Genomic DNA, 20927 nt, shown 5'->3' on the forward strand with positions numbered 1-20927 from the left:
GATCGTGCCGACGTTGACGTGCGGCTTGGTCCGTTCAAACTTTTCTTTAGACATGTCAGATTCCTGATCAAAGAACAATGCCCGTGGGCGGTTTTAGGTCTCTCGCGGTGCTGGGTGTCCCCCGCGCACGGGCATGCGGGGGCAGGCGCTGCGGAGACCGCACGAAGTGCGGCCGCCGGTGAGGGCGGCCGCAGGGAACTGCTTACTTGGCGCGCGCGGTGATGATCGCGTCGGCCACGTTGCGAGGAGCTTCAGAGTAGTGCTTGAACTCCATCGTGTACGTGGCGCGGCCCTGGGTGGCCGAGCGCAGCGAGGTCGAGTAGCCGAACATTTCCGACAGCGGGACCTCGGCCTTGATGACCTTGCCACCGCCCGGGATGTCGTCCATGCCCTGGACCATGCCGCGACGGCTGGACAGGTCACCCATCACGGTGCCGGCGTAATCTTCCGGCGTCTCGACTTCCACGGCCATCATCGGCTCGAGGATGACCGGGCTGGCCTTGCGGCAGCCGTCCTTGAAGCCGATCGAAGCAGCCATCTTGAAGGCGTTTTCGTTCGAGTCCACGTCGTGGTACGAACCGAAGGTCAGCGTCACCTTGACGTCGACCATCGGGAAGCCGGCCAGCACGCCGTTCGGCAGCGTGTCGATCAGGCCCTTCTCGACGGCGGGGATGAACTCGCGCGGCACCACGCCGCCCTTGATCGCGTCGACGAACTCGAAGCCCTTGCCAGCTTCCTGCGGCTCGACGGTCAGCACGACGTGGCCGTACTGGCCCTTGCCGCCCGACTGGCGAACGAACTTGCCTTCGACGTCGGTGACCTTCGAGCGGATGGTCTCGCGGTACGCGACCTGCGGCTTGCCGACGTTGGCTTCCACGCCGAACTCGCGCTTCATGCGGTCGACGATGATTTCCAGGTGCAGCTCGCCCATGCCCGAGATGATGGTCTGGCCGGACTCCTCGTCGGTGCGCACGCGGAACGACGGATCTTCCGCAGCCAGGCGACCCAGCGCGATGCCCATCTTTTCCTGGTCGGCCTTGGTCTTCGGCTCGACGGCCTGCGAGATCACCGGCTCCGGGAAGACCATCTTTTCCAGCGTGATGATGGCGTCCGGATCGCACAGGGTCTCGCCCGTGGTGACGTCCTTCAGGCCCACGCAGGCGGCGATGTCGCCGGCCAGGATTTCCTTGATCTCTTCACGCTGGTTGGCGTGCATCTGCAGGATGCGGCCAATGCGTTCCTTCTTGCCCTTGATCGGGTTGTAGACGGAAGCGCCCGAAGCCAGCACGCCCGAGTAGACGCGCACGAAGGTCAGCTGGCCGACGAACGGGTCGGTCATCAGCTTGAAGGCCAGCGCGGCGAACTTCTCGCTGTCGTCGGCCTTGCGGCTGGTTTCCTGCTCGTCGTCGTCCGTGCCCTTGACCGGGGGGATGTCCACCGGCGAAGGCAGGAAGTCGATCACGGCGTCGAGCATGCGCTGCACGCCCTTGTTCTTGAACGCGGTGCCGCACAGCATCGGCTGGATCTCGGTGGCGATGGTGCGTTGACGGATCGCCAGCTTGATCTCTTCCTCGGTCAGCTCGCCGCTTTCGAGGTACTTGTTCATCAGCTCTTCGCTCGACTCGGCGGCGGCCTCGATCATGCTTTCACGCCACTTCTGCGCTTCAGCGACCAGCTCGGCCGGGATTTCCTGGTAGTCGAACTTCATGCCCTGGGAGGCCTCGTCCCAGATGATGGCCTTCATCTTGATCAGGTCCACGACGCCCTTGAAGTTCTCTTCGGCGCCGATGGGGATCACGATGGGCACGGGGTTCGCCTTCAGGCGCGTCTTCATCTGGTCGACGACCTTGAAGAAGTTCGCGCCGGTGCGGTCCATCTTGTTGACGAACGCGAGGCGGGGCACCTTGTACTTGTTGGCCTGGCGCCAGACGGTTTCCGACTGGGGCTGCACGCCACCCACGGCGCAATAGACCATGCACGCGCCGTCGAGCACGCGCATCGAGCGCTCGACCTCGATCGTGAAGTCGACGTGTCCGGGGGTGTCGATGATGTTGAAGCGGTGCTCGGGGTAGGACAGGTCCATGCCCTTCCAGAAGCAGGTCGTCGCGGCCGACGTGATCGTGATGCCGCGTTCCTGCTCCTGTTCCATCCAGTCCATCGTGGCGGCGCCATCGTGAACTTCACCGATCTTGTGGTTCACACCCGTGTAGAACAGGATGCGCTCGGTGGTGGTGGTCTTGCCGGCGTCGATGTGAGCCGAGATACCGATGTTGCGGTACCGCTCGATGGGGGTCTGGCGAGCCATGGTGTCACTCCAAATACGAAGGCTGCCCATGCCGGTCGATCGGACCGGGTAGGGCAGCCGGGGGGTTCAAGGTCGGGTCGACCGGATCAGAAACGGAAGTGCGAGAACGCCTTGTTGGCTTCGGCCATGCGGTGCACTTCGTCGCGCTTCTTCATCGCGCCGCCGCGACCTTCGCAGGCCTCGAGCAGCTCGTTGGCGAGGCGCTGGGCCATCGACTTCTCGCTGCGCTTGCGGGCCGATTCCTTCAGCCAGCGCATGGCCAGTGCCATCCGGCGGATGGGGCGAACTTCCACGGGAACTTGGTAGTTCGCGCCACCGACACGGCGGGACTTCACTTCGACCATGGGCTTCACGTTGTTGAGCGCGGTCAGGAAGATCTCCATCGGTTCCTTGCCCGACTTCTTCTCCACCTGCTCGAGCGCACCGTAGATGATGCGTTCGGCGACGGCCTTCTTGCCCGATTCCATGATCACGTTCATGAACTTGGACAGGTCCACCGAACCGAACTTCGGGTCCGGGAGGATCTCGCGCTTCGGTACTTCGCGACGACGTGGCATTTCAATTCCTTTCGAGGCTTCAGCGGGTTGCTGCGGTGCGCCGTTGGCGCGGTCGCTGCGACCGAGATGTCACTCACAAGCCTGGACATCTGCTTACTCGACAGACACGCCCCACAGGGGTCGGCTGCCGCTGGTTCCGTCATCGGGTCATCTTGACGATGTCTCGTGACGGGCTGGTGATCACTTCTTCGGACGCTTCGCGCCGTACTTGGAGCGCGACTGCTTGCGATCCTTGACGCCTTGCAGGTCGAGCGAACCGCGCACGATGTGGTAGCGCACACCCGGCAGGTCCTTCACACGGCCGCCGCGCACGAGCACGACGCTGTGTTCCTGCAGGTTGTGGCCTTCACCGCCGATGTACGAGATGACCTCGAAACCGTTGGTCAGGCGCACCTTGGCGACCTTGCGCAGCGCCGAGTTCGGCTTCTTCGGGGTCGTGGTGTACACGCGGGTACAGACGCCGCGTCGCTGCGGGCAGTTCTGCATCGCAGGCGACTTGGATTTCGTGGGCTCGACCTCACGGCCGTGGCGCACGAGCTGATTGATGGTTGGCATGGGTAACTTGTTCCCGTTTGAAGTTACGTGGTGGTTCTTCCCGCTGCGATCGACCGCCCGACGTCCAGCAACAAAGCCTGCGTGCAGCACTGGGCTGTCGCAGGCCTGTCGAAGGCGTTTACGGCGTGTCCCCCTGCATGCGTGGATGAGGAGGCTGCCGGTCTTCGTCGTTGGAACTTGCCGGGGCTCGCAAGCCGTGCTGGATGGATGTCCAGCAGCAGTCCACGGACCGAGCGAAAAGCTCGCGATTATAGGGGTTTGCCTAAAAACGTGGCAAGGCGAGCGTCCACCGGACGGTGGCGGGCCGGGGCTCCACTAGAGTGCGCAGCATGAACGAACCTGCCCTTCCGCCGCTGGCCGACCTGCGATTCCCGTCGATCGACGCGCTGCGGGCCTTCGACGCGGCCGCTCGGCTGGGCAGCTTCGAGCGCGCGGCCGACGAACTGGCCATCACCGCCAGCGCCGTCAGCAAGCGCATCGCGACGCTGGAGGACCTGCTCGGCGCGGCGCTGCTCGCGCGTGGTGGGCGCTCGCTCACCTTGACCGCGCTGGGCAAGGAATACCTCGGCCAGGTCCGCGCCGCGCTCGGCCTGCTGGCCGCCGTGCCGCTGCACCAGCGCGCCCGCCAGCGCCTGCGCACGCTGCGGGTCAGCGCACCGCCGACCTTCGCGCGGCATGTGCTGGTGCCGGCGCTGCCGGGCTACACGGCCGGGCATCCGGAGGTCGAGATCGAGGTCGTGCTGTCGATCCCCTTCCTGCAGGACAGCGGCTCGGTCGAGTCCGACGTCGAGGTTCGCCACGGCCCGCCGGGCTCGCCCGGCATGGCGCTCCTGATGGACGAGGCGGTGCTGCCGGCCGCCTGTCCGGCGCTGATCGCGCGCCACGGCCGGCCGCGCCTGCCCGCCGACCTGGCCGGCTGGCCGCTGCTGCGCACGCCGGTCGAGCCGTGGCAGCCCTGGTTCCGGGCGGCCGGGCTGGACTGGCCCGAGCCGTCCGACGGCCCGCGCCTGGTCGACCTGGGCCTGACGCTGGAGGCGGCGCTGGCCAGGCAGGGCGTCGCGCTGGTGCGGCCCTCGCTGGCGCGCGGCTGGCTGCGCAGCGGTGATCTGCGGGCGCTGTTCGACCTGCCGGCCCAGCCGGCCCAGCAGTACCAGGTGCGGGTCCGCCCCGGCGACCTGGCGGCGGCGGCCTTCGCCGACTGGCTGGCCACCGTCTGCGACACGGCCGTCGCCGAGGGCCGTGCCGCGCTTTCCGGTCCGGCCTGAATTTCTTTCAGGTGCGCCGGGCGGGGCGCTCGCTAGCATCGCGGCGCTCACGTTCACGACCCGAACGATTCCACGAACGCCCCCGAGGAGACCCCGCATGCCCGTGATCACCAACATCGAAGACCTGCGCGTGCTGGCCGAGAAGCGCGTGCCGCGCATGTTCTACGACTACGCCGATTCCGGCTCGTGGACCGAAGGCACCTACCGCGACAACGAGAGCGCCTTCGGCCGCATCAAGCTGCGCCAGCGCGTGGCGGTGAACATGGAGAACCGCAGCACGGCCGTCGAGATGATCGGCCAGGCCGCGAAGATGCCGGTGGCGATCGCGCCGGTCGGCCTGACCGGCATGCAGCATGCCGATGGCGAGATCCACGCCGCCCGCGCGGCCGAGAAGTTCGGCATCCCGTTCACGCTGTCGACCATGAGCATCTGCTCGATCGAGGACATCGCCGAGAACACCACCGCGCCGTTCTGGTTCCAGCTCTACATGATGCGCGACCGCGATGCGATGGCCCGCATGATCGACCGCTGCAAGGCGGCGAAGTGCAGCGCGCTGGTGCTGACGCTGGACCTGCAGGTGATCGGCCAGCGCCACAAGGACCTGAAGAACGGCCTGACCGCACCGCCGCGGCCGACGTTGCGCAACATCGTCAACTTGATGACCAAGCCGCGTTGGTGCCTGGGCATGGCCGGCACGCGCCGCCACACCTTCCGCAACCTGGTTGGCCACGTCAAGGGCGTCAGCGACATGCGCTCGCTGTCGGCCTGGACCAACGAGCAGTTCGACCCGCGCCTGTCCTGGGCGGACGTGGCCTGGGTCAAGGAGCGCTGGGGCGGCAAGCTGATCCTCAAGGGGATCATGGAGGTCGAGGACGCCGTGCTGGCCGCGCAGGCCGGTGCCGACGCGATCGTGGTCAGCAACCACGGCGGCCGCCAGCTCGATGGCGCACCCGCCAGCATCGATGCGCTGCCGGCCATCGTCGAGGCGGTCGGCTCGCGCATCGAGGTCTGGATGGACGGCGGCATCCGCAGCGGCCAGGACGTGCTCAAGGCCTGGGCCCTGGGCGCGCGCGGCACGATGATCGGCCGGGCCATGGTCTATGGCCTGGGCGCGATGGGCGAGGCAGGCGTCAGCAAGGCGCTGCAGATCCTGCACAAGGAACTCGACGTGACGATGGCCTTCTGCGGCCACACCCGGCTTGTCAACGTCGACCGTTCCATCCTGGTGCCGGGCACCTATCCGGTCACCCCGAGAGATTGAGGCCCCTCGTCCGGCAGGTACGCCGGCCGGTCCCCCAGGGGGACGCCGGCCGGCTTGGGGCGGGCCGGCGCTCGGCCGGCCTGAGGCGCGGCGCGGGTCCCGGCCGGTCAGAGCGAGGGCGCCGCGCCGAAGACCCGGCCGGAGTGCTCGCGCATGGCGTGGAACTGGATGTCGGGCACCCGTTCCTGCGTCACCCGCAGGTCCGAGCTGTACTGCACCAGGAAGGCCGGTGCGCCGACCACGTCGTAGGCGATGCGCAGCGGCTCGGACTCGATGAAGCGCTTGAGCTTGGCCTCGTCCGCGCAGGTGATCCAGCGCGCCAGCGTGAAGCGGCAGGGGTCCAGCCGGGCGTCGACGCCGTATTCGCTCTTGAGCCGGTGCAGCACCACCTCGAACTGCAGCTGGCCGATCGCACCCAGCATCAGCGAGCCGCCCGAGACCGGGTTGAAGACCTGGATCGCGCCCTCCTCGCCGAGCTGTTGCAGGCCCTGGCGCAGCTGCTTGCTGCGCAGCGGGTCCTTGATCTCGACGGTGCGGAAGCTCTCCGGCGCGAAGAAGGGCAGGCCGGTGTAGTGCAGCGCCTCGCCCTCGGTCAGCGTGTCACCCAGCTGCAGCACGCCGTGGTTGGGGATGCCGATGATGTCGCCGGCGACCGCCTCGTCGACCAGCTCGCGACGCTGCGAGAGGAAGCTCACCACCGTCTGCGGGCGCATCTCCTTGCCGTTGCGCACGACCTTCAGGCGCATGCCGCGGGTGAACTTGCCGGAGGACACGCGCACGAAGGCGATGCGGTCGCGGTGGGCCGGGTCCATGTTGGCCTGGACCTTGAAGACCACGCCGCTGAACTTCGCCTCGTCGGGCTCGACGGTGCGCTCGATCGCGGTGCGGGCGCCGGGCGGCGGGGCCAGCTCGACCAGCGCGTCCAGCACCTCGCGCACGCCGAAGTTGTTGATCGCCGAGCCGAAGAACATCGGCGTCTGGCGGCCCGACAGGAACTCGGCATGGTCGAACGCCGGCGCGGCGTCGCGCACCAGTTCCATCTCGCCCAGGGCCTGCTCGAAGGGCGCGCCGAAGCGTTCGGCATGGGCCGGGTCCTGCAGGCCGTGCAGCGTTTCCTCGTCGCCGCCGACGCGGTCCTCGCCGGGTGCGAACAGGCGCATCTGGTCGGCCCGCAGGTCCATCACGCCACGGAAGACCTTGCCCATGCCGACCGGCCAGGTGAAGGGCACGACGGTCATGCCCAGCTCCTGCTCGATCTCGTCCATCAGCGCCAGCGGGTCCTTGACCTCGCGGTCCATCTTGTTGATGAAGGTGAGGATGGGCGTGTTGCGGGCCCGGCAGACCTGCAGCAGGCGGCGGGTCTGCGGCTCGACGCCGTTGGCCGCGTCGATCACCATCAGCGCGGCGTCCACGGCGGTCAGCACGCGGTAGGTGTCTTCGGAGAAGTCCTGGTGGCCGGGGGTGTCCAGCAGGTTGATGACGCAGTCGCCGTATTCCATCTGCATCACCGACGAGGCCACCGAGATGCCGCGCTGCTTCTCGATCTCCATCCAGTCGGACGTGGCGTGGCGGCTGGCCTTGCGGGCCTTGACCGAGCCGGCGATCTGGATCGCGCCGGAGAACAGCAGCAGCTTCTCGGTCAGCGTGGTCTTGCCGGCGTCGGGGTGCGAAATGATCGCGAAGGTACGGCGGCGGCGGATCTCGCGGGCCAGCGGATCGGTCAGGGCGTCGGAGGTCTCGGTGGTCATGGCGCTGGCGCGGGCGGATGGCCCGGCTCCTGGGTCGGGGGTCGTCGGGGCGAACCCGCGATTCTCGCAGCGCCGCGGCCGGCGTGGTGACCCGCGCCGCCCGGCCCGGTCAGGCCGGCGGCGCCTGCCAGTGGTCCAGCGCCAGCTCGGCGCTGCCCTTGGCGGTGCTGATCAGGACGTGGCCGTCCTGGATCGTGGCCGACAGGCGCATCGACCGGTCGGCCAGCGCGGTCAGCGCATCGCAGGCCGGCTCGGGCAGGAAGTCGACCGTCAGGTTGCGGTGCCGCGCCAGGGTGTTCCTGTTGTCGGCCCACCAGGCCTCGGCCTTGCGCGCGCCGTAGGCCAGCACGGTGACGCGGTCGGCGCGGCCGCAGGCCTTGCGGATCACCCGTTCGTCGGGCAGGCCGACCTCGATCCAGTGCAGGATGACGCCGGTGTCGTCGCGGGCCCAGATCGCGGGCTCGTCGTCGGTCGAGATGTCGCCGGCCAGCGCCAGGCGCTCGTCGGCGTTCAGCATGAAGGCGAGGATGCGGATCATCAGGCGCTCCTCGGTCTCCGACGGATGCCGTGCGATCGTCAGCGCGTGGTCGGCGTAGTAGCCGCGGTCGATGTCGGCGATGGCCAGTTCGGCCTTGTGGATGGTGGAGCGGATGGCCATCGGGCGATTCTAGGTGGGGGGTCCGGGGTGACAGCCCCGGCGGACCGGCGCCGCTACGATCCGCGGCCTTGTCACCTTGTCCTCTTGTCCACCACCTGACCCGGAGCCCGCCATGATTCTCGAAGTCGCCGACATCCGCATCCAGCCCGGCCGCCAGGCCGAGTTCGACGCCGCCATCCAGCACGGCCTCGCCACCGTCATCTCGCATGCCCAGGGCTTCTGCGGCTTCAAGGTCCACAAGGGCATCGAGTCGCCCGAGCGCTACCTGCTGACGATCTGGTGGGCCACGCTGGAGGACCACACGGTGGGCTTCCGCGAGTCGCCGGCCTTCGCGCAGTGGCGCGCCATCGTCGGCCCGTTCTTCGCACAGCCGCCGGTGGTCGAGCATTTCGACCTGCTCGCGAAGTCGGCCGACTGAGCTGCCGCCGAACGCGCATGAAAAAAGGGCCCGCGGGCCCTTTTGTCGTTTCAGGCGAGGCAGCGACCGCAGCCGCTGCCCGCCGTGCATCACAGGCGCTCGAAGATCGCCGCGATGCCCTGGCCGCCGCCGATGCACATCGTCACCAGCGCGTAGCGCTGCTGGGTGCGATGCAGCTCGTAGATGGCCTTGACCGCCAGGAAGGCGCCCGAGCAACCGACCGGGTGGCCCAGGGCGATCGCGCCGCCGTTGGGGTTGACCTTGGCCAGGTTGAATTCCAGGCCGCGCGCCACGGCGATGGCCTGGGCGGCGAAGGCTTCGTTGGACTCGATCACGTCGATCTGGTCCAGCGTCAGGCCCGCCTTCTTCAGGGCGATCTTGGTGGCCGGGATCGGGCCTTCGCCCATCACGTCGTTGGGAACGCCGGCGACGGCATACGACACCAGACGGGCCAGCGGCTTGTGGCCGTCGGCCGAGGCCCGGGCGGCGTCGCCCAGCACCAGGAAGGCGGCGCCGTCGTTGATGCCCGAGGCGTTGCCGGCGGTGACCGTGCCGTCCTTCTTGAACGCCGGCTTCATCTTGGCCAGCGATTCCATCGTGGTGCCGGCCTTGACGTGCTCGTCGGTGTCGAAGGTGACCTCGCCCTTGCGGGTCTGCTTGACGATCGGGACGATCTGGCTCTTGAAGCGGCCTTCGGCGATGGCCAGCGCGGCGCGGCGGTGCGACTCGACGGCCACGGCGTCCTGCTCTTCACGGCTGATGCCCCACTTGGTCACCAGGTTCTCGGCGGTGATGCCCATGTGGCCGACGCCGAACGGGTCGGTCAGCACGGCGACCATCGCATCGATCATCTTGGCGTCGCCCATGCGTGCGCCCGAGCGCATCTGCGGCGACAGGTAGGCGCCGCGGCTCATCACCTCGACGCCGCCGCCGACGCCGTAGTCGCAGTCCGACAGCAGGATGTTCTGGGCGGTCGTCACGATGCCCTGCAGGCCCGACGAGCACAGCCGGTTGACGGCCATGGCGACCGAGTCCATCGGCAGGCCGGCCTGGATCGAGGCCACGCGGGCGACGTAGGCGTAGCGGCTTTCGGTCGGGATGCAGTTGCCGACCGTCACGTAGTTGATGGCCTTGGGGTCGACGCCCGAACGCTCGACCGTGGCCTTCATGACCGCGCCGGCCAGGTCGGCCGGCTCCATGTCGGCGAGCGAACCGGCGAAAGTGCCGATGGCGGAACGGGCTGCGCCCAGAACGACGACGTCGCGCTTGCTCATGTGTGTCTCCTGCAGGGAATCGGGGGGAGTGAACGGAACGGAAATCAGGAACCGTGGAACGGGACCATACGCCGGCCCGGATACGGCGGCCTGACGACGGCCAACATGATGCCCGATGCCGGCGCGTGCGGGCCGCTCCAGCGCCGTCCGGGCACCACGTACCGGTGACGAAAACGTTCAGGGCGGCGCCTCATGTTGCGGCGCAGCGACCCCGTCGCGCGGCGGGCGCGTCCCGTATCCGTCCCGTATCCTTTTGCACATGCCCTCGACCGAACGGACCTCACCCGCCTCCCGCCTGCCGCACGCGCTGCCGGCCTGGAGCCTGCTGCTGCCCGCCGTGGCGCTGGTCCTGCTGCTGGGGCTCCAGTTCGCGGGGGCCGAAGCCTGGTGGGGCGTGCTGCTGGCCTCGGCCGGGCTGATCGCGGCGGTGCTGTCGGCCGTCCACCATGCCGAGGTGGTCGCGCACCGGGTCGGCGAGCCCTTCGGCACGCTGGTGCTGGCGCTGGCGGTGACGGTGATCGAGGTGGCGCTGATCGTCTCGCTGATGCTGGCCGGCGGCGCCAGCGCCAGCGCGCTGGCCCGCGACACCGTGTTCGCCGCGGTCATGATCGTCTGCAACGGCGTGGTCGGCCTGTGCCTGCTGGTGGGCGGGATCCGCCACGGCGTGCTGGCCTTCCGCGTCGAGGGCACCAGCCCGTCGCTGGCGGTGCTGGCCGCGCTGTGCACGCTGACGCTGGTGCTGCCGGTCTTCACGACCAGTTCGCCGGGGCCGACCTTCTCTGGCGCGCAACTGGCCTTCGCCGGGGTGGTCTCGCTGACGCTCTACGGCGTCTTCGTGTTCGTGCAGACGGTGCGCCACCGCGACTACTTCCTGCCGGCCGACGAGGACGACCTGGCCGACGCCAGCGCCCATGCCGAGCCGCCGTCGGTCACCGTCGCCTGGTTGGCGCTGGCGCTGCTGATGGCCTGCCTGGTCGGCGTGGTCGGCCTGGCCAAGACCCTCGCGCCCAGCCTGGAGGCCGGCGTGGCCGCGCTGGGCGCACCGCAGGCGCTGGTCGGCGTGCTGGTGGCCCTGCTGGTGCTGTTGCCCGAGACCTGGGCGGCGGTGCGCGCGGCCGCCCACAACCGGCTGCAGACCAGCCTGAACCTGGCGATCGGCTCGGCGCTCGCCAGCATCGGGCTGACCATCCCGGCGGTGGCCGTGCTGTCGCTGTTCCACCCGCACCCGCTGGTGCTGGGCCTGGATCCGAGCGCCATCGTCCTGCTGGTGCTGACCTTCATGGTCGGCACCCTGACGCTGGGACGCGGCCGGGCGACGGTGCTGCAGGGCGCCGTGCACCTGGTGCTGTTCGCGGTCTTCCTGTTCCTGGCGGTGTTCCCGTGAACCGGCCGGCCCGGTCGGTCAGTCGACCACGACCACGCTGTGCGGCACGCGGCCGACCCGCACGGTCTTGAGCGCCTTGGCCGCGCCGGTGTCGATCACGGTCAGGTCGTCGGACAGGCCGTTGGCGACGAACAGGCGGTCCTGCGCCTTGTTCAGACCCAGGCCCCAGGCGCGCTTGCCGGCCAGCACCAGGTCGGTGGTCTTGCGGCTGGCGACATCGACGAAGGCGACGTGGTTGGCGTTGCCCAGACCGACATAGGCCCGCTGGCCGTCGGCGCTGATCTTCAGGTCCACCGGGGTGATGTCGCTGGCGCGGGCGCCCTTGACGCTGAACTTGATCGTGTCGATCACCTTGAGGTCGGCCGTGGCGATCACGCTGACGCTGGCGCCCAGCTCGTTGCTGACCCACAGCTGCGCGCCGTCGGGCGTGATCGCGAAGCGGCGCGGGCGCTTGCCGACCTTGATGTTGTGGGTGACCTTGCCGGTCGCCGCATCGATCACGTGGACCATGCTGGCGACTTCGGAGGTCGCGTAGACCCGCTTGCCGTCGGGGCTGACGATCACGCCCTCGGGCTCCTGGCCGACCTTCACGGCCTTGCTGCGCTTGCCGCTGGCGACGTCGATCACGCCGATCTCGGCGTCCTCCTCGTTGCTGACGTAGAGCGTCTTGCCGTCGGGCGAGAGGTCGAAGATCTCCGGGTCGTCGCCCAGGTCGATGCGTCCGACCGACTTGCGCGTGGCCAGGTCGATCACGTCGGCCTCTCCGGAGTCGCCGCAGGCGACGACCAGCTGCTTGCCGTCGGGCGTAGCGCGCATGTGGCGCGGGCGCTTGCAGGTCGGCACGCTGCCGGTGACGGTCTGGGTGGCCAGGTCGATCACGGCCAGCGCATGGTCCTTCTCGCTGGAGACATAGGCCACGCCCTGCGCCGAGGCCGTCAGGGCGGCAGTCGACAGCAGGGCGGCCAGGGCGATCGGGCAGAGGGGGTGACGGGTCAGCTTCATGGTCGGCGGCTCTGGAGGGTTCGAGGTCGGTGACCACCATGGTCACCACCGCCTGCACCGTAGCCAGCGCGCCCGAGTTGACCTAGGGAAAACTTCCCGGGAGCAGGAAACCCCCGAGACCGGCACGCCACGCGGTCCCGTCGTGGCGCGGTCCGCCGCGCCGACAGGCTCAGGGCATGAGCCCGTGCTGACGCGCACAGTGCACCAGCTCGATCGCGTTGGCCACGCCCAGCTTCTGGCGGATCTGGGTCTGGTGGTTGGAGACGGTCTTCTCGCTGACGCCCAGCTGCTGGGCGATCGCCTCGAAGGGCATGCCGGTCAGCAGCAGGCGCAGCACCTCCAGCTCGCGCGCGGTGAGGTCGTGGTGCGGCGGTCTCGGCGAGGCCGGGTCGTGGCCCGGCGGCAGCACCGGCTCGCCGCGCACCACCCGGCGCAGCGCGTCGATCAGCGCCTGAGGGTCGGCGCTCTTGGAGACGAAGCCACGCGCGCCGGCCTGCAGGCACTGCGTGACCAGGGCCGCGCTGTCGTGCATCGACACCACCAGCACCTGCAGCGGCAGGCCGGCGCGCACGATGCTGCGCAGCAGGTCCAGGCCGCTGCGGCCGGGCATGGACAGGTCCAGCACCAGCACGTCGACGCGGCCGCGCAGTGCGCCAGCCAGCGCGGTCAGGGCCTGATCCGGATCGCCGAACTCGGCGCAGACGACCAGGTCGTCCTCCAGCTCGATCAGGCGGGCATAGCCGGCCCGCACGATGGCGTGGTCATCGACCAGCGCGAGGCGGGCGGGCGTCGGGACGGGGGTGGTGGCATTCATGCGGGATCACGCCAGCTCAGCGTGGCCGACAGCGCCAGGCCACGCGGTCGGCCGTCGGGGTCTTGTGTCGCGTGGCCGATCGACCACTGGCCGCCCAGCGCCCAGACGCGTTCCTGCATGCCGCCCAGGCCATTGCCGCGCGGGCGCGCGCCGGCCGGATCGGCCAGGCCGACGCCGTCGTCGCGCACCGACCACTCGATCACCGGCGGACGGCGGTCCAGCCGCAGCGTCAGGGCCAGCTCGACCTCGCCGGCCTGGGCATGGCGGGCGGCGTTGGTCAGCGCCTCCTGGCTGATGCGGTAGAGCGCCAGCACCAGCTCGCGCGGCAGGCGGGTCGAGGCTGCGACGTCCGGGTCCAGCGGCAACGCCAGGTCGCCGACCATGCCGGGGTGGCCGCGCTGGCGCAGCACCAGCCGCCAGACGGTCGGCTCGGGCCCGGGCGGGGCGCCGGCCTGCCAGCCCGAGACCAGGCCTTCGAGCAGCTGCACCAGCCGGGCCAGCGGCAGCCGGCCGCTGTCTCCCGACTCGCTGCCGGCCTCGCCGCCGTCGTCGCCGGGCCCCAGCGGGCGCAGCCGCACCAGCAGGTCGCGGATGTCGCGCTGCACCTCGGCGCACCGTTCGGCCATGCCCGCGACGACCGCCTGCAGCTCGGCCTGATCGGGCTGGTCGGCCAGTCGCCGGTCCAGCCAGACGGCATCCAGCCGCAGCGCGGTCAGGCGCTGGCCGAACTCGTCGTGCAGCTCGCGGGCCAGGTGGTGGCGCTCGTCCTCCTGCAGCGTCAGCACCTGCTGGCTCAGCAGCCGGCGCTCGGACTCGGCACGGTCCAGCGCCTGCACCAGGGCCCGCAGCGCGGTCGCGACCGATTCCAGCTCGCGGATGGGCATGCGCGGCAGCTGGCGCACGGCGTCGTGGTCATGCTGGCCGACCCGGTCGATCGCGGCCAGCAGATCGGCCATGGGCGCGAAGGCGCGGCGCACGTTCCAGGCCATGGCCAGGAGCAGCGCGCCGATGCAGCCCAGCAGCAGCGCCAGCGCGCCGGCCAGGTTGTTGATCGCCTCGATGCGTTCGCTCTCGTGCGAGGCTGCCAGCGAGACGATCCAGCCCCTGCCATCAGGCCGCCGCACGGGCCAGGACGCGCGCCGGCCGTCCGGCGACGACAGGGTCTGGCGGTGCAGCGCGTAGAGCCAGCCCAGCGCGACCGGATCGGGTGGCGGCGGCAGCGGCTGCAGGACGACGCGGCCGCGGCTGTCGATGATGTGCAGCGTCAGGTGGCGCAGGCTCTCCTGCTGCAGCGTTTCCCGCAGCGCGGCCAGCGCGCTGCGGTCGTCGACCTGGTCGAGCGTGCCCAGGCGCGCCATCACGCTGGCCAGCGACATGGCGGCGTCGACCTCTTCCTCGATGTTGTCGTTGACCCGCATCAGCCCCAGGACCGCCGCCAGCAGCAGCGCGACCAGCCCGGCCGCGAAGGCGCGTCTCATCACCAGGCGAGGCAGGTCGAAAGGGGGTGGCGCTCGGTTCATCGGCGCCCATGGTGCCCGAGCTCATGGCGGCGCGGCGGCCGGGATAATCCCGGCCCGCCTTCACCCGACCCCGCCATGTCCCACCTCGACGACCCCCGCCACGACCGCGAAGCCGGCACGCGTGAAGCCACGCTGGACACCACCCGCATCGACGACGTGCGCATCCGCGCGGTCCGCCCGCTGATCAACCCGGCGCTGCTGCAGGAGCGCCTGCCGGTGCCCGAGGCCACGCTGGCGCTGGTCGAGAAGAGCCGCGCCGGGCTGGCCGACGTGCTGCATGGCCGCGACGACCGGCTGATCGTCGTCGTCGGGCCGTGCTCGATCCACGACCATGACCAGGCCATCGCCTACGCGCGCTTCCTGCAGCACGAGGTGCCGCTGCTGAGCGACGCGCTGGCCATCGTCATGCGGGTCTACTTCGAGAAGCCGCGCACGACGGTGGGCTGGAAGGGCTACATCAACGACCCGCACCTGGACGGCAGCTTCGCCATCAACGAGGGCCTGGAGCGGGCCCGCCGCCTGCTGCTGGAGATCGCCGGGCTGGGCCTGCCCACCGGCACCGAGTTCCTCGACCTGCTGAGCCCGCAGTACATCGCCGACCTGATCAGCTGGGGCGCGATCGGCGCGCGCACGACCGAGAGCCAGACCCACCGCCAGCTCGCCTCGGGCCTGTCCTGTCCGGTCGGCTTCAAGAACGGCACCGACGGCAACCTCAAGGTCGCCAGCGACGCCATCCTGTCGGCCAGCGCGCCGCATGCCTTCATGGGCATGACCAAGATGGGCCAGGCCGCGATCTTCGAGACCCGCGGCAACGCCGACTGCCACGTCATCCTGCGTGGCGGCAAGACGCCGAACTACGCTGCCGAGCACGTCGCCGCCGCCTGCGACACGCTGCGCGCGGCCGGCCTGCGCGAGCAGGTCATGGTCGACTGCTCGCATGCCAACAGCAGCAAGCAGCACCGCCGCCAGATCGACGTCGCGGCCGACATCGCCGCCCAGATCACCGCCGGCGAGCGCCGCATCACCGGCGTGATGATCGAGAGCCACCTGCAGGAGGGTCGCCAGGACCTGGTCACCGGCCAGCCGCTCTCGCACGGCGTGTCGATCACCGACGCGTGCATCAGCTGGGCCCAGACCCAGCCGGTGCTGCACCAGCTGGCGCAGGCCGTGCGCGCGCGGCGGGGTTGAAGGCCCGGCGGATTCTTGCGTCCTGACACCGGATCGGTGTGGATCGACACAGGGGGTCGCCGCTACCTTGGCGACCGGGGCCGACGACGTCGTTCGCCGCCCCTCCTGCCGATTCATCCGATCTGAAAGGACCCTGATCGCCATGAGCATCTCGACGCTGCGCACCTTCCGCTTTCCCGAAGGCACCTGCATCTCGCAGGCCCAGCCGCCGCTGGCGGCGGTGGTCACGACCCAGTCTCCCGCGCTGTCGGTGATGACCGACCTGGCGCGCGTGAAGGCCGCCACCATCGCACCGACGCTGTCGCTGCGCGAGGCTCGCCAGGCCATGATCCAGCAGGGCGTGCGCCTGCTCTTCGTGGTCGAGCAGATGCCCTGCGTCCTCGGGCTGATCACCTCCACCGATCTCGACGGCGACCGGCCGATGCAGGTCATCGCCCGGCGCGGCGTGCGACATGACGACCTGGTCGTCTCCGACGTGATGACGGAGCTGGCGGCACTCGATGCGATCGACTTCGAGGCGCTGGGCCACAGCTGCGTCGCCGACCTGATCGAGACCCTCAAGCTGGTCGGCCGGCGCCACCTCCTGGTGGTCCAGAAGGCCGGCCTGGACGGCCCGGCACGGGTGCGCGGGGTGATCTCGCAGGCGCAGATCGAGCGCCAGCTTGGCCGCTCGATCGACGCGACCGAGATCGCGTCGACCTTCGCCGAGATCCAGCAGGCCTTGCGGGCCTGAGCGTGTCAGCCGCGTTCCGGCAGGGCAGGTAGGCCGAGGATGGTGCGGGCGACCGACTCGGCCACCTCGATGCCGTCGACGCCGGCCGACATGATCCCGCCGGCATAGCCCGCGCCTTCGCCGGCCGGGTAGAGGCCGCGGGTGTTGAGGCTCTGGTGGTCCCGGCCGCGGTTGATGCGCAGCGGCGACGAGGTGCGGGTCTCGACGCCGGTCAGCACCGCGTCGTGCATCGAGAAGCCGCGGATCTGGCGCTCGAAGGCCGGCAGGGCCTCGCGGATCGCGGCCAGCACATCGGTCGGCAGGCTCTCGCGGCCGGGCTCGCTCAGGTCGGTCAGGTTCACGCCCGGCTGGTAGGACGGCATGACGTCGCCGAAGTCCTGGCCGCGCCGGCCCTTGCGGGCGTTGCCGATGAAGTCACCGACCAGCTGGCCCGGCGCGATGTAGCCGCCGCCGCCCAGCTCGTAGGCCCGCGACTCCCAGAAGCGCTGGAAGGCCATGCCGTCCAGCGGGCTGACGGGGCCGTCGTGGCGGCCGTCCTGGCGGTAGTCCTGCGGGTTGATGCCCACGACGATGCCAGCGTTGGCGTTGCGCTCGTTGCGCGAATACTGGCTCATGCCGTTGGTGACGACGCGCATCGGCTCGGAGGTCGCCGCCACCACCGTGCCACCCGGACACATGCAGAAGCTGTAGACCGAGCGGCCGTTGCCGGCGTGGTGCACCAGCTTGTAGTCGGCGGCGCCGAGGATGGGGTTGCCAGCGTTCGGGCCGAAGCGCGCGCGGTCGATCACGCCTTGAGGATGCTCGATGCGGAAGCCGACCGAGAAGGGCTTGGCCTCCATCGCGACGCCGCGGCCGTGCAGCATCGCGAAGGTGTCGCGCGCGCTGTGGCCCAGCGCCAGCACGACGTGGTCGGCGCGGATCTGCTCGCCCGATTCGAGCGTCACGCCGCGCACATGGCGCACGCCCTTCGCATCGGTCTCGACCTGCAGGTCGGTGACGCGCTGGCGGAAGCGGATCTCGCCGCCCAGCGACTCGATCTCGGCGCGCATCTTCTCGATCATGCTGACCAGGCGGAAGGTGCCGATGTGGGGCTTGCTGACGAAGAGGATCTCGTCGGGCGCGCCGGCCTTGACGAACTCGGTCAGCACCTTGCGCGTCAGGTGGCGCGGGTCGCTGATCTGGCTCCAGAGCTTGCCGTCGCTGAAGGTGCCGGCGCCGCCTTCGCCGAACTGCACGTTCGACTCGGGTTCGAGCTGCTGGCGGCGCCACAGGCCCCAGGTGTCCTGGGTGCGTTCGCGCACGACCTTGCCCCGCTCCAGCACGATCGGGCGCAGGCCCATCTGCGCCAGGATCAGCGCGGCGAACAGGCCGCAGGGGCCGAAGCCGATCACCAGCGGGCGCAGCGGGCCGTCGCCCGAGCCGAAGTCGGTCGGCGCGTGGCCGAGGAAGTGGTAGCCGGTGTCCGGGCTGGGCTTGACGTGCGGATCGCCCGCGAAGCGGGCCAGCGTCGCCGCCTCGTCCAGACCGTCGGCCAAGGTGCAGTCGACCGTGTAGATCAGCACGATGGCGGTCTTCTTGCGGGCGTCGTAGGCCCGCTTGAAGACGCTGAGGTCGGCCAGGTCCTCATCCTGCGCCAGCCCGAGCCGCGCGACGACGGCGGCGCGCAGGTCCGGCTCGGCATGGTCCAGCGGCAGGCGCAGTTCGGTGATTCGGATCATGGGCGGATCGGGCGGGAGGCCCCGGAAAGGGCGCTTCAGAAACGACAAGACGGCCGTGTGGCCGTCATGGAGGTCGGGCGGGTTGACTACCACCGCACCCACGGTTCCGCAGAGCGGAACCGCTGCGCCAGGTACGAACCGTCCTCAGGACGGTTCGTGTCCGGGCTTAGCCACCCTTCTTCGCGCGCTTGCCCGGGTTCTTCTTCGAGCGGGTGTGCGAACCACGCTCCAGGCTCACCTTCTGGCCATGCGGCGCGGTGAAGGCGACGCCCACGGGGGCGGCGGGACGGGGGGTGGCCTTGCGGTCGGCTTCGGTGATGATCTTGTTGCCCATGACTGGCTCCGGGGTCTGAAGAGGTGAAAAGAGCGAGTGCAGCAGACCCGCGAACCCTCGATTAGGCCACAAAACGGCCGACGGGCCATTCGAGGCCCGTCCGGCGGGTCAATTCAGCGGGGTGGCACGCAGGATTCTTGGCGGATCCGTCGGCTTGCTCAGCTCCGAGCCGTTGAGCTGCACCGGCACCTTGCGCAGCATCTGCACCGTGGTGTCCATGCCGCCGATGACGCGGCCGAACACCGCATAGCCGTCCGAGCCCGTGCTGCCGTCCAGCGTCGACGCGTTGTTGACCACGTTGATGAAGAACTGGCTGGTCGCGCTGTTGGCCGCACTGGTGCGGGCCATCGCCACCGTGCCGATCGTGTTCGACAGGCCAGTGGTGGTGGTCTTCTCCAGCGCGATCGGGTCGAAGGCCGGTGTTTTCACCTGCCCGGCCGCCGTGTAGCCGCCACCCTGGACCATGAAGCCGCTCATGATGCGGTGGAACTGGGTCTCGTCGTAGAAGCCGGCGTTGACGTAGCGCAGCACGTTGGCCGAGGAGACCGGCGCATGGACGTTGTCCAGTTCGATCAGGAAATCGCCCAGGCTGGTCAGGAAGCAGACCTTGGGCAATGGCCCGGACGAGCCGGTGCACTGTCCCAGCGAGAGCGGGCTGCCCACGCTCACATGGCCTTCGCCATCGCGGGCGTAGACCTTGTAGGTGGTCGGGGTCGTCGGCATGGCCTGCTGGAAGGTCGAGCTGGCGGTCTGGCTGGCCGTGACCGCCGTGAAGCAGGCATCGCCCGCTGTCGGCACGGTCTCGTCGCTGCGCAGGCAGAAGCCCGTCACGCCGACGCTGTCGACCGCCTTGGCCGTCAGCGTGACCCTGCCGTTGGACGGTGCGCTGGCGGTCACCGACAGCACCGAAGGCGTCGCCATGTCCAGCGTGTAGGCCAGCGCCGCACCGACGTTGCCGGCCGCGTCGCGGGCATAGGCCAGGTAGCGCTTGAAATCGATCGGCTTGCCCACGGTGACCATCGGCCCGGTGACGAAGCAGGCGTCCGACGCGGCGGGTGCCGACTCGCTGGCCAGACGCAGGCAGACGGCGCTCACGCCATGGGCATCCTGCGCGTCGATCCGCACGGTCACCAGGGTGGGCCCGATGTCGGTCGTGATCGCCGCCTGCACCACCGGCGGCACGACATCCAGCGTGTGATCGAACGCGCTGCTGACCTGGCCGGCGTTGTCACGCGCATAGACCTTGTAGGTCTGGAAGGTCGCCGGTGCCGGCGCCACGAACGGATCGGCCTGGAAGCAGGCATCCGTGGCCGCCGGAATCGCCGCGTCCGTCCGGAAGCACACGCCCGACACGCCGTGCTCGTCTCGTGCCGTGGCGGTCAGGGCGTACCGGCCATCGGGCTGACGCGTCGACGTGATGCCCGTGACGACGGGCAGGCCCGTGTCCAGCGCGGCATACGCATCGAGGCTGCCGGCGAATGCGGCGCTGACGTTGCCCGAGGCATCGCGGGCATAGGCGCGGTAGCTGGCCGAGCCGACCGCTGCCGCCACGCCAACCGTGTCGCCGGCCGTGAAACAGGCATCGGTGGCGAGCGGCACGTCGGTGTCGGTGCGCAGACAGACCGCGCTGACGTCGTGCGAGTCCGATGCGGTGATGCGCACCTTCACCTGACCACCGGCCAAGGCGAGCGGCGCCAAGGCCGTCACGACCGGTGCCTGCAGGTCCAGCAAGCGCTCGAACGGGGCGCTGACATGGCCGGCCGCGTCGCGGGCGTAGGCGCGCCAGGTCTGGTGCGTGGAGGGCACGGTCACCACGGTCTCGGTGGCGTCCTGGAAGCAGGCGTCGCCGGCATCCGGTGCCGTCGCGTCAGATCGGAAGCAGATGCCGCTGACGCCGACATCGTCCGTGGCGACGGCCCGCAGCGTGACCTGGCCGTCGACCGGCGCGCCGATCTGCAGGGCCGTGACCTGGGGTGCGCCCGCATCGGCGGGCTGGTTGCCGTCGCCGGGGGCGGCGCTCGGCTGCGTGCCGCCGCCACAGGCCGTCAGCAGCAGGGCCAGGAACGCGGCGTTGGCAGCCTGGGCCGCATGTGCCGCCACGCGGACGGTCGTTTGGGGGTGGGGATCGGTCATCCCGCCGAAGATGCAGGAAAGCCCCCCGCCCCGAAATGCCGTATCGCTGTGGGTCGCCTA

At 69.8% G+C, this 20927-nt stretch carries 18 protein-coding genes; 6 read left to right on the forward strand and 12 right to left on the reverse strand.

Annotated elements, in window-relative coordinates; translation table 11 throughout:
* Positions 1-202 precede the first annotated feature (202 nt).
* From fusA to rpsL, 3 genes are all read right to left on the reverse strand, one after another.
* Complete coding sequence (gene fusA / locus Q8X39_RS17670; protein WP_305751012.1) at positions 203-2305, reverse strand: elongation factor G; 2103 nt, start codon at positions 2303-2305, stop codon at positions 203-205.
* Between the two features lie 86 nt (positions 2306-2391).
* A complete protein-coding gene (gene rpsG / locus Q8X39_RS17675) occupies positions 2392-2862 on the reverse strand; it encodes a 30S ribosomal protein S7 (protein WP_305751013.1) in 471 nt (156 codons plus the stop codon).
* A 180-nt stretch (positions 2863-3042) separates the two neighbouring features.
* Positions 3043-3417 (reverse strand): 30S ribosomal protein S12, encoded by a 375-nt coding sequence (gene rpsL / locus Q8X39_RS17680; RefSeq protein ID WP_130482345.1) that lies wholly within the window; start codon positions 3415-3417, stop codon positions 3043-3045.
* Between the two features lie 329 nt (positions 3418-3746).
* Here rpsL and Q8X39_RS17685 point away from each other — a divergent pair, with 329 nt between their 5' ends.
* Positions 3747-4682, forward strand: a complete 936-nt coding sequence (locus Q8X39_RS17685; RefSeq protein ID WP_305751014.1) for a LysR substrate-binding domain-containing protein — start codon at positions 3747-3749, stop codon at positions 4680-4682.
* A 97-nt stretch (positions 4683-4779) separates the two neighbouring features.
* A complete protein-coding gene (locus Q8X39_RS17690; protein ID WP_305751015.1) occupies positions 4780-5943 on the forward strand; it encodes an alpha-hydroxy acid oxidase in 1164 nt (387 codons plus the stop codon).
* A gap of 107 nt (positions 5944-6050) precedes the next feature.
* On the opposite strand, the gene Q8X39_RS17695 is transcribed toward Q8X39_RS17690, so the two are convergent.
* Positions 6051-7691: a peptide chain release factor 3 gene (locus Q8X39_RS17695; protein ID WP_305751016.1), complete on the reverse strand. Its 1641-nt coding sequence runs from the start codon at positions 7689-7691 to the stop codon at positions 6051-6053.
* A gap of 109 nt (positions 7692-7800) precedes the next feature.
* Positions 7801-8349, reverse strand: coding sequence for a YaeQ family protein (locus tag Q8X39_RS17700; protein WP_305751017.1), 549 nt, complete (start codon positions 8347-8349; stop codon positions 7801-7803).
* A 112-nt stretch (positions 8350-8461) separates the two neighbouring features.
* Between Q8X39_RS17700 and Q8X39_RS17705 the strand changes: the two genes are divergently transcribed.
* Positions 8462-8767 (forward strand): antibiotic biosynthesis monooxygenase family protein, encoded by a 306-nt coding sequence (locus Q8X39_RS17705; protein WP_305751018.1) that lies wholly within the window; start codon positions 8462-8464, stop codon positions 8765-8767.
* 89 nt (positions 8768-8856) lie between these two features.
* Here the strand turns inward: Q8X39_RS17705 and Q8X39_RS17710 are convergent, their stop codons facing one another.
* Positions 8857-10041 (reverse strand): acetyl-CoA C-acyltransferase family protein, encoded by a 1185-nt coding sequence (locus tag Q8X39_RS17710; protein WP_305751019.1) that lies wholly within the window; start codon positions 10039-10041, stop codon positions 8857-8859.
* A gap of 259 nt (positions 10042-10300) precedes the next feature.
* Here Q8X39_RS17710 and Q8X39_RS17715 point away from each other — a divergent pair, with 259 nt between their 5' ends.
* Positions 10301-11425: a calcium:cation antiporter gene (locus Q8X39_RS17715; protein WP_305751020.1), complete on the forward strand. Its 1125-nt coding sequence runs from the start codon at positions 10301-10303 to the stop codon at positions 11423-11425.
* A gap of 18 nt (positions 11426-11443) precedes the next feature.
* Here Q8X39_RS17715 and Q8X39_RS17720 read toward each other — a convergent pair whose 3' ends face one another.
* The 3 genes from Q8X39_RS17720 to Q8X39_RS17730 all read right to left on the reverse strand — a co-directional run bounded on the left by Q8X39_RS17720 (position 11444) and on the right by Q8X39_RS17730 (position 14719).
* Positions 11444-12427, reverse strand: coding sequence for a PQQ-dependent catabolism-associated beta-propeller protein (locus Q8X39_RS17720; RefSeq protein ID WP_305751021.1), 984 nt, complete (start codon positions 12425-12427; stop codon positions 11444-11446).
* Positions 12428-12596: 169 nt separating this feature from the next.
* Positions 12597-13241 (reverse strand): response regulator transcription factor, encoded by a 645-nt coding sequence (locus tag Q8X39_RS17725; protein ID WP_305751022.1) that lies wholly within the window; start codon positions 13239-13241, stop codon positions 12597-12599.
* A complete protein-coding gene (locus Q8X39_RS17730; protein WP_305751023.1) occupies positions 13238-14719 on the reverse strand; it encodes a histidine kinase in 1482 nt (493 codons plus the stop codon). Before Q8X39_RS17730 ends, Q8X39_RS17725 begins: the two co-directional genes overlap by 4 nt.
* Before the next feature lie 117 nt (positions 14720-14836).
* On the opposite strand from Q8X39_RS17730, the gene Q8X39_RS17735 reads away from it, so the two are divergent.
* Complete coding sequence (locus Q8X39_RS17735; RefSeq protein WP_305751024.1) at positions 14837-15949, forward strand: 3-deoxy-7-phosphoheptulonate synthase; 1113 nt, start codon at positions 14837-14839, stop codon at positions 15947-15949.
* Positions 15950-16091: 142 nt separating this feature from the next.
* Positions 16092-16682 (forward strand): CBS domain-containing protein, encoded by a 591-nt coding sequence (locus Q8X39_RS17740; protein ID WP_305751025.1) that lies wholly within the window; start codon positions 16092-16094, stop codon positions 16680-16682.
* Positions 16683-16687: 5 nt separating this feature from the next.
* Here the strand turns inward: Q8X39_RS17740 and Q8X39_RS17745 are convergent, their stop codons facing one another.
* From Q8X39_RS17745 to Q8X39_RS17755, 3 genes are all read right to left on the reverse strand, one after another.
* Positions 16688-18400 (reverse strand): NAD(P)/FAD-dependent oxidoreductase, encoded by a 1713-nt coding sequence (locus Q8X39_RS17745; RefSeq protein ID WP_305751026.1) that lies wholly within the window; start codon positions 18398-18400, stop codon positions 16688-16690.
* 166 nt (positions 18401-18566) lie between these two features.
* Positions 18567-18734 carry a hypothetical protein gene (locus Q8X39_RS17750; RefSeq protein ID WP_305751027.1) on the reverse strand — a complete coding sequence of 56 codons (168 nt, stop codon included), beginning with the start codon at positions 18732-18734 and terminating at the stop codon, positions 18567-18569.
* A gap of 108 nt (positions 18735-18842) precedes the next feature.
* Entirely contained in the window at positions 18843-20867 is a 2025-nt protein-coding gene (locus tag Q8X39_RS17755) for a peptidylprolyl isomerase (RefSeq protein ID WP_305751028.1), read from the reverse strand.
* Positions 20868-20927: the final 60 nt, after the last annotated feature.

The organism is Leptothrix discophora (assembly GCF_030705305.1).
Taxonomy (GTDB): domain Bacteria; phylum Pseudomonadota; class Gammaproteobacteria; order Burkholderiales; family Burkholderiaceae_C; genus Sphaerotilus; species Sphaerotilus discophorus.

Excerpts from the sequence above, each read along its gene's own strand:
- fusA (WP_305751012.1), bottom strand. The coding sequence starts at position 2,305 with ATGGCTCGCCAGACCCCCATCGAGCGGTACCGCAACATCGGTATCTCG.
- rpsG (WP_305751013.1), bottom strand. The coding sequence starts at position 2,862 with ATGCCACGTCGTCGCGAAGTACCGAAGCGCGAGATCCTCCCGGACCCG.
- rpsL (WP_130482345.1), bottom strand. The coding sequence starts at position 3,417 with ATGCCAACCATCAATCAGCTCGTGCGCCACGGCCGTGAGGTCGAGCCC.
- Q8X39_RS17685 (WP_305751014.1), top strand. The coding sequence starts at position 3,747 with ATGAACGAACCTGCCCTTCCGCCGCTGGCCGACCTGCGATTCCCGTCG.
- Q8X39_RS17690 (WP_305751015.1), top strand. The coding sequence starts at position 4,780 with ATGCCCGTGATCACCAACATCGAAGACCTGCGCGTGCTGGCCGAGAAG.
- Q8X39_RS17695 (WP_305751016.1), bottom strand. The coding sequence starts at position 7,691 with ATGACCACCGAGACCTCCGACGCCCTGACCGATCCGCTGGCCCGCGAG.
- Q8X39_RS17700 (WP_305751017.1), bottom strand. The coding sequence starts at position 8,349 with ATGGCCATCCGCTCCACCATCCACAAGGCCGAACTGGCCATCGCCGAC.
- Q8X39_RS17705 (WP_305751018.1), top strand. The coding sequence starts at position 8,462 with ATGATTCTCGAAGTCGCCGACATCCGCATCCAGCCCGGCCGCCAGGCC.
- Q8X39_RS17710 (WP_305751019.1), bottom strand. The coding sequence starts at position 10,041 with ATGAGCAAGCGCGACGTCGTCGTTCTGGGCGCAGCCCGTTCCGCCATC.
- Q8X39_RS17715 (WP_305751020.1), top strand. The coding sequence starts at position 10,301 with ATGCCCTCGACCGAACGGACCTCACCCGCCTCCCGCCTGCCGCACGCG.
- Q8X39_RS17720 (WP_305751021.1), bottom strand. The coding sequence starts at position 12,427 with ATGAAGCTGACCCGTCACCCCCTCTGCCCGATCGCCCTGGCCGCCCTG.
- Q8X39_RS17725 (WP_305751022.1), bottom strand. The coding sequence starts at position 13,241 with ATGAATGCCACCACCCCCGTCCCGACGCCCGCCCGCCTCGCGCTGGTC.
- Q8X39_RS17730 (WP_305751023.1), bottom strand. The coding sequence starts at position 14,719 with ATGAGACGCGCCTTCGCGGCCGGGCTGGTCGCGCTGCTGCTGGCGGCG.
- Q8X39_RS17735 (WP_305751024.1), top strand. The coding sequence starts at position 14,837 with ATGTCCCACCTCGACGACCCCCGCCACGACCGCGAAGCCGGCACGCGT.
- Q8X39_RS17740 (WP_305751025.1), top strand. The coding sequence starts at position 16,092 with ATGAGCATCTCGACGCTGCGCACCTTCCGCTTTCCCGAAGGCACCTGC.
- Q8X39_RS17745 (WP_305751026.1), bottom strand. The coding sequence starts at position 18,400 with ATGATCCGAATCACCGAACTGCGCCTGCCGCTGGACCATGCCGAGCCG.
- Q8X39_RS17750 (WP_305751027.1), bottom strand. The coding sequence starts at position 18,734 with ATGGGCAACAAGATCATCACCGAAGCCGACCGCAAGGCCACCCCCCGT.
- Q8X39_RS17755 (WP_305751028.1), bottom strand. The coding sequence starts at position 20,867 with ATGACCGATCCCCACCCCCAAACGACCGTCCGCGTGGCGGCACATGCG.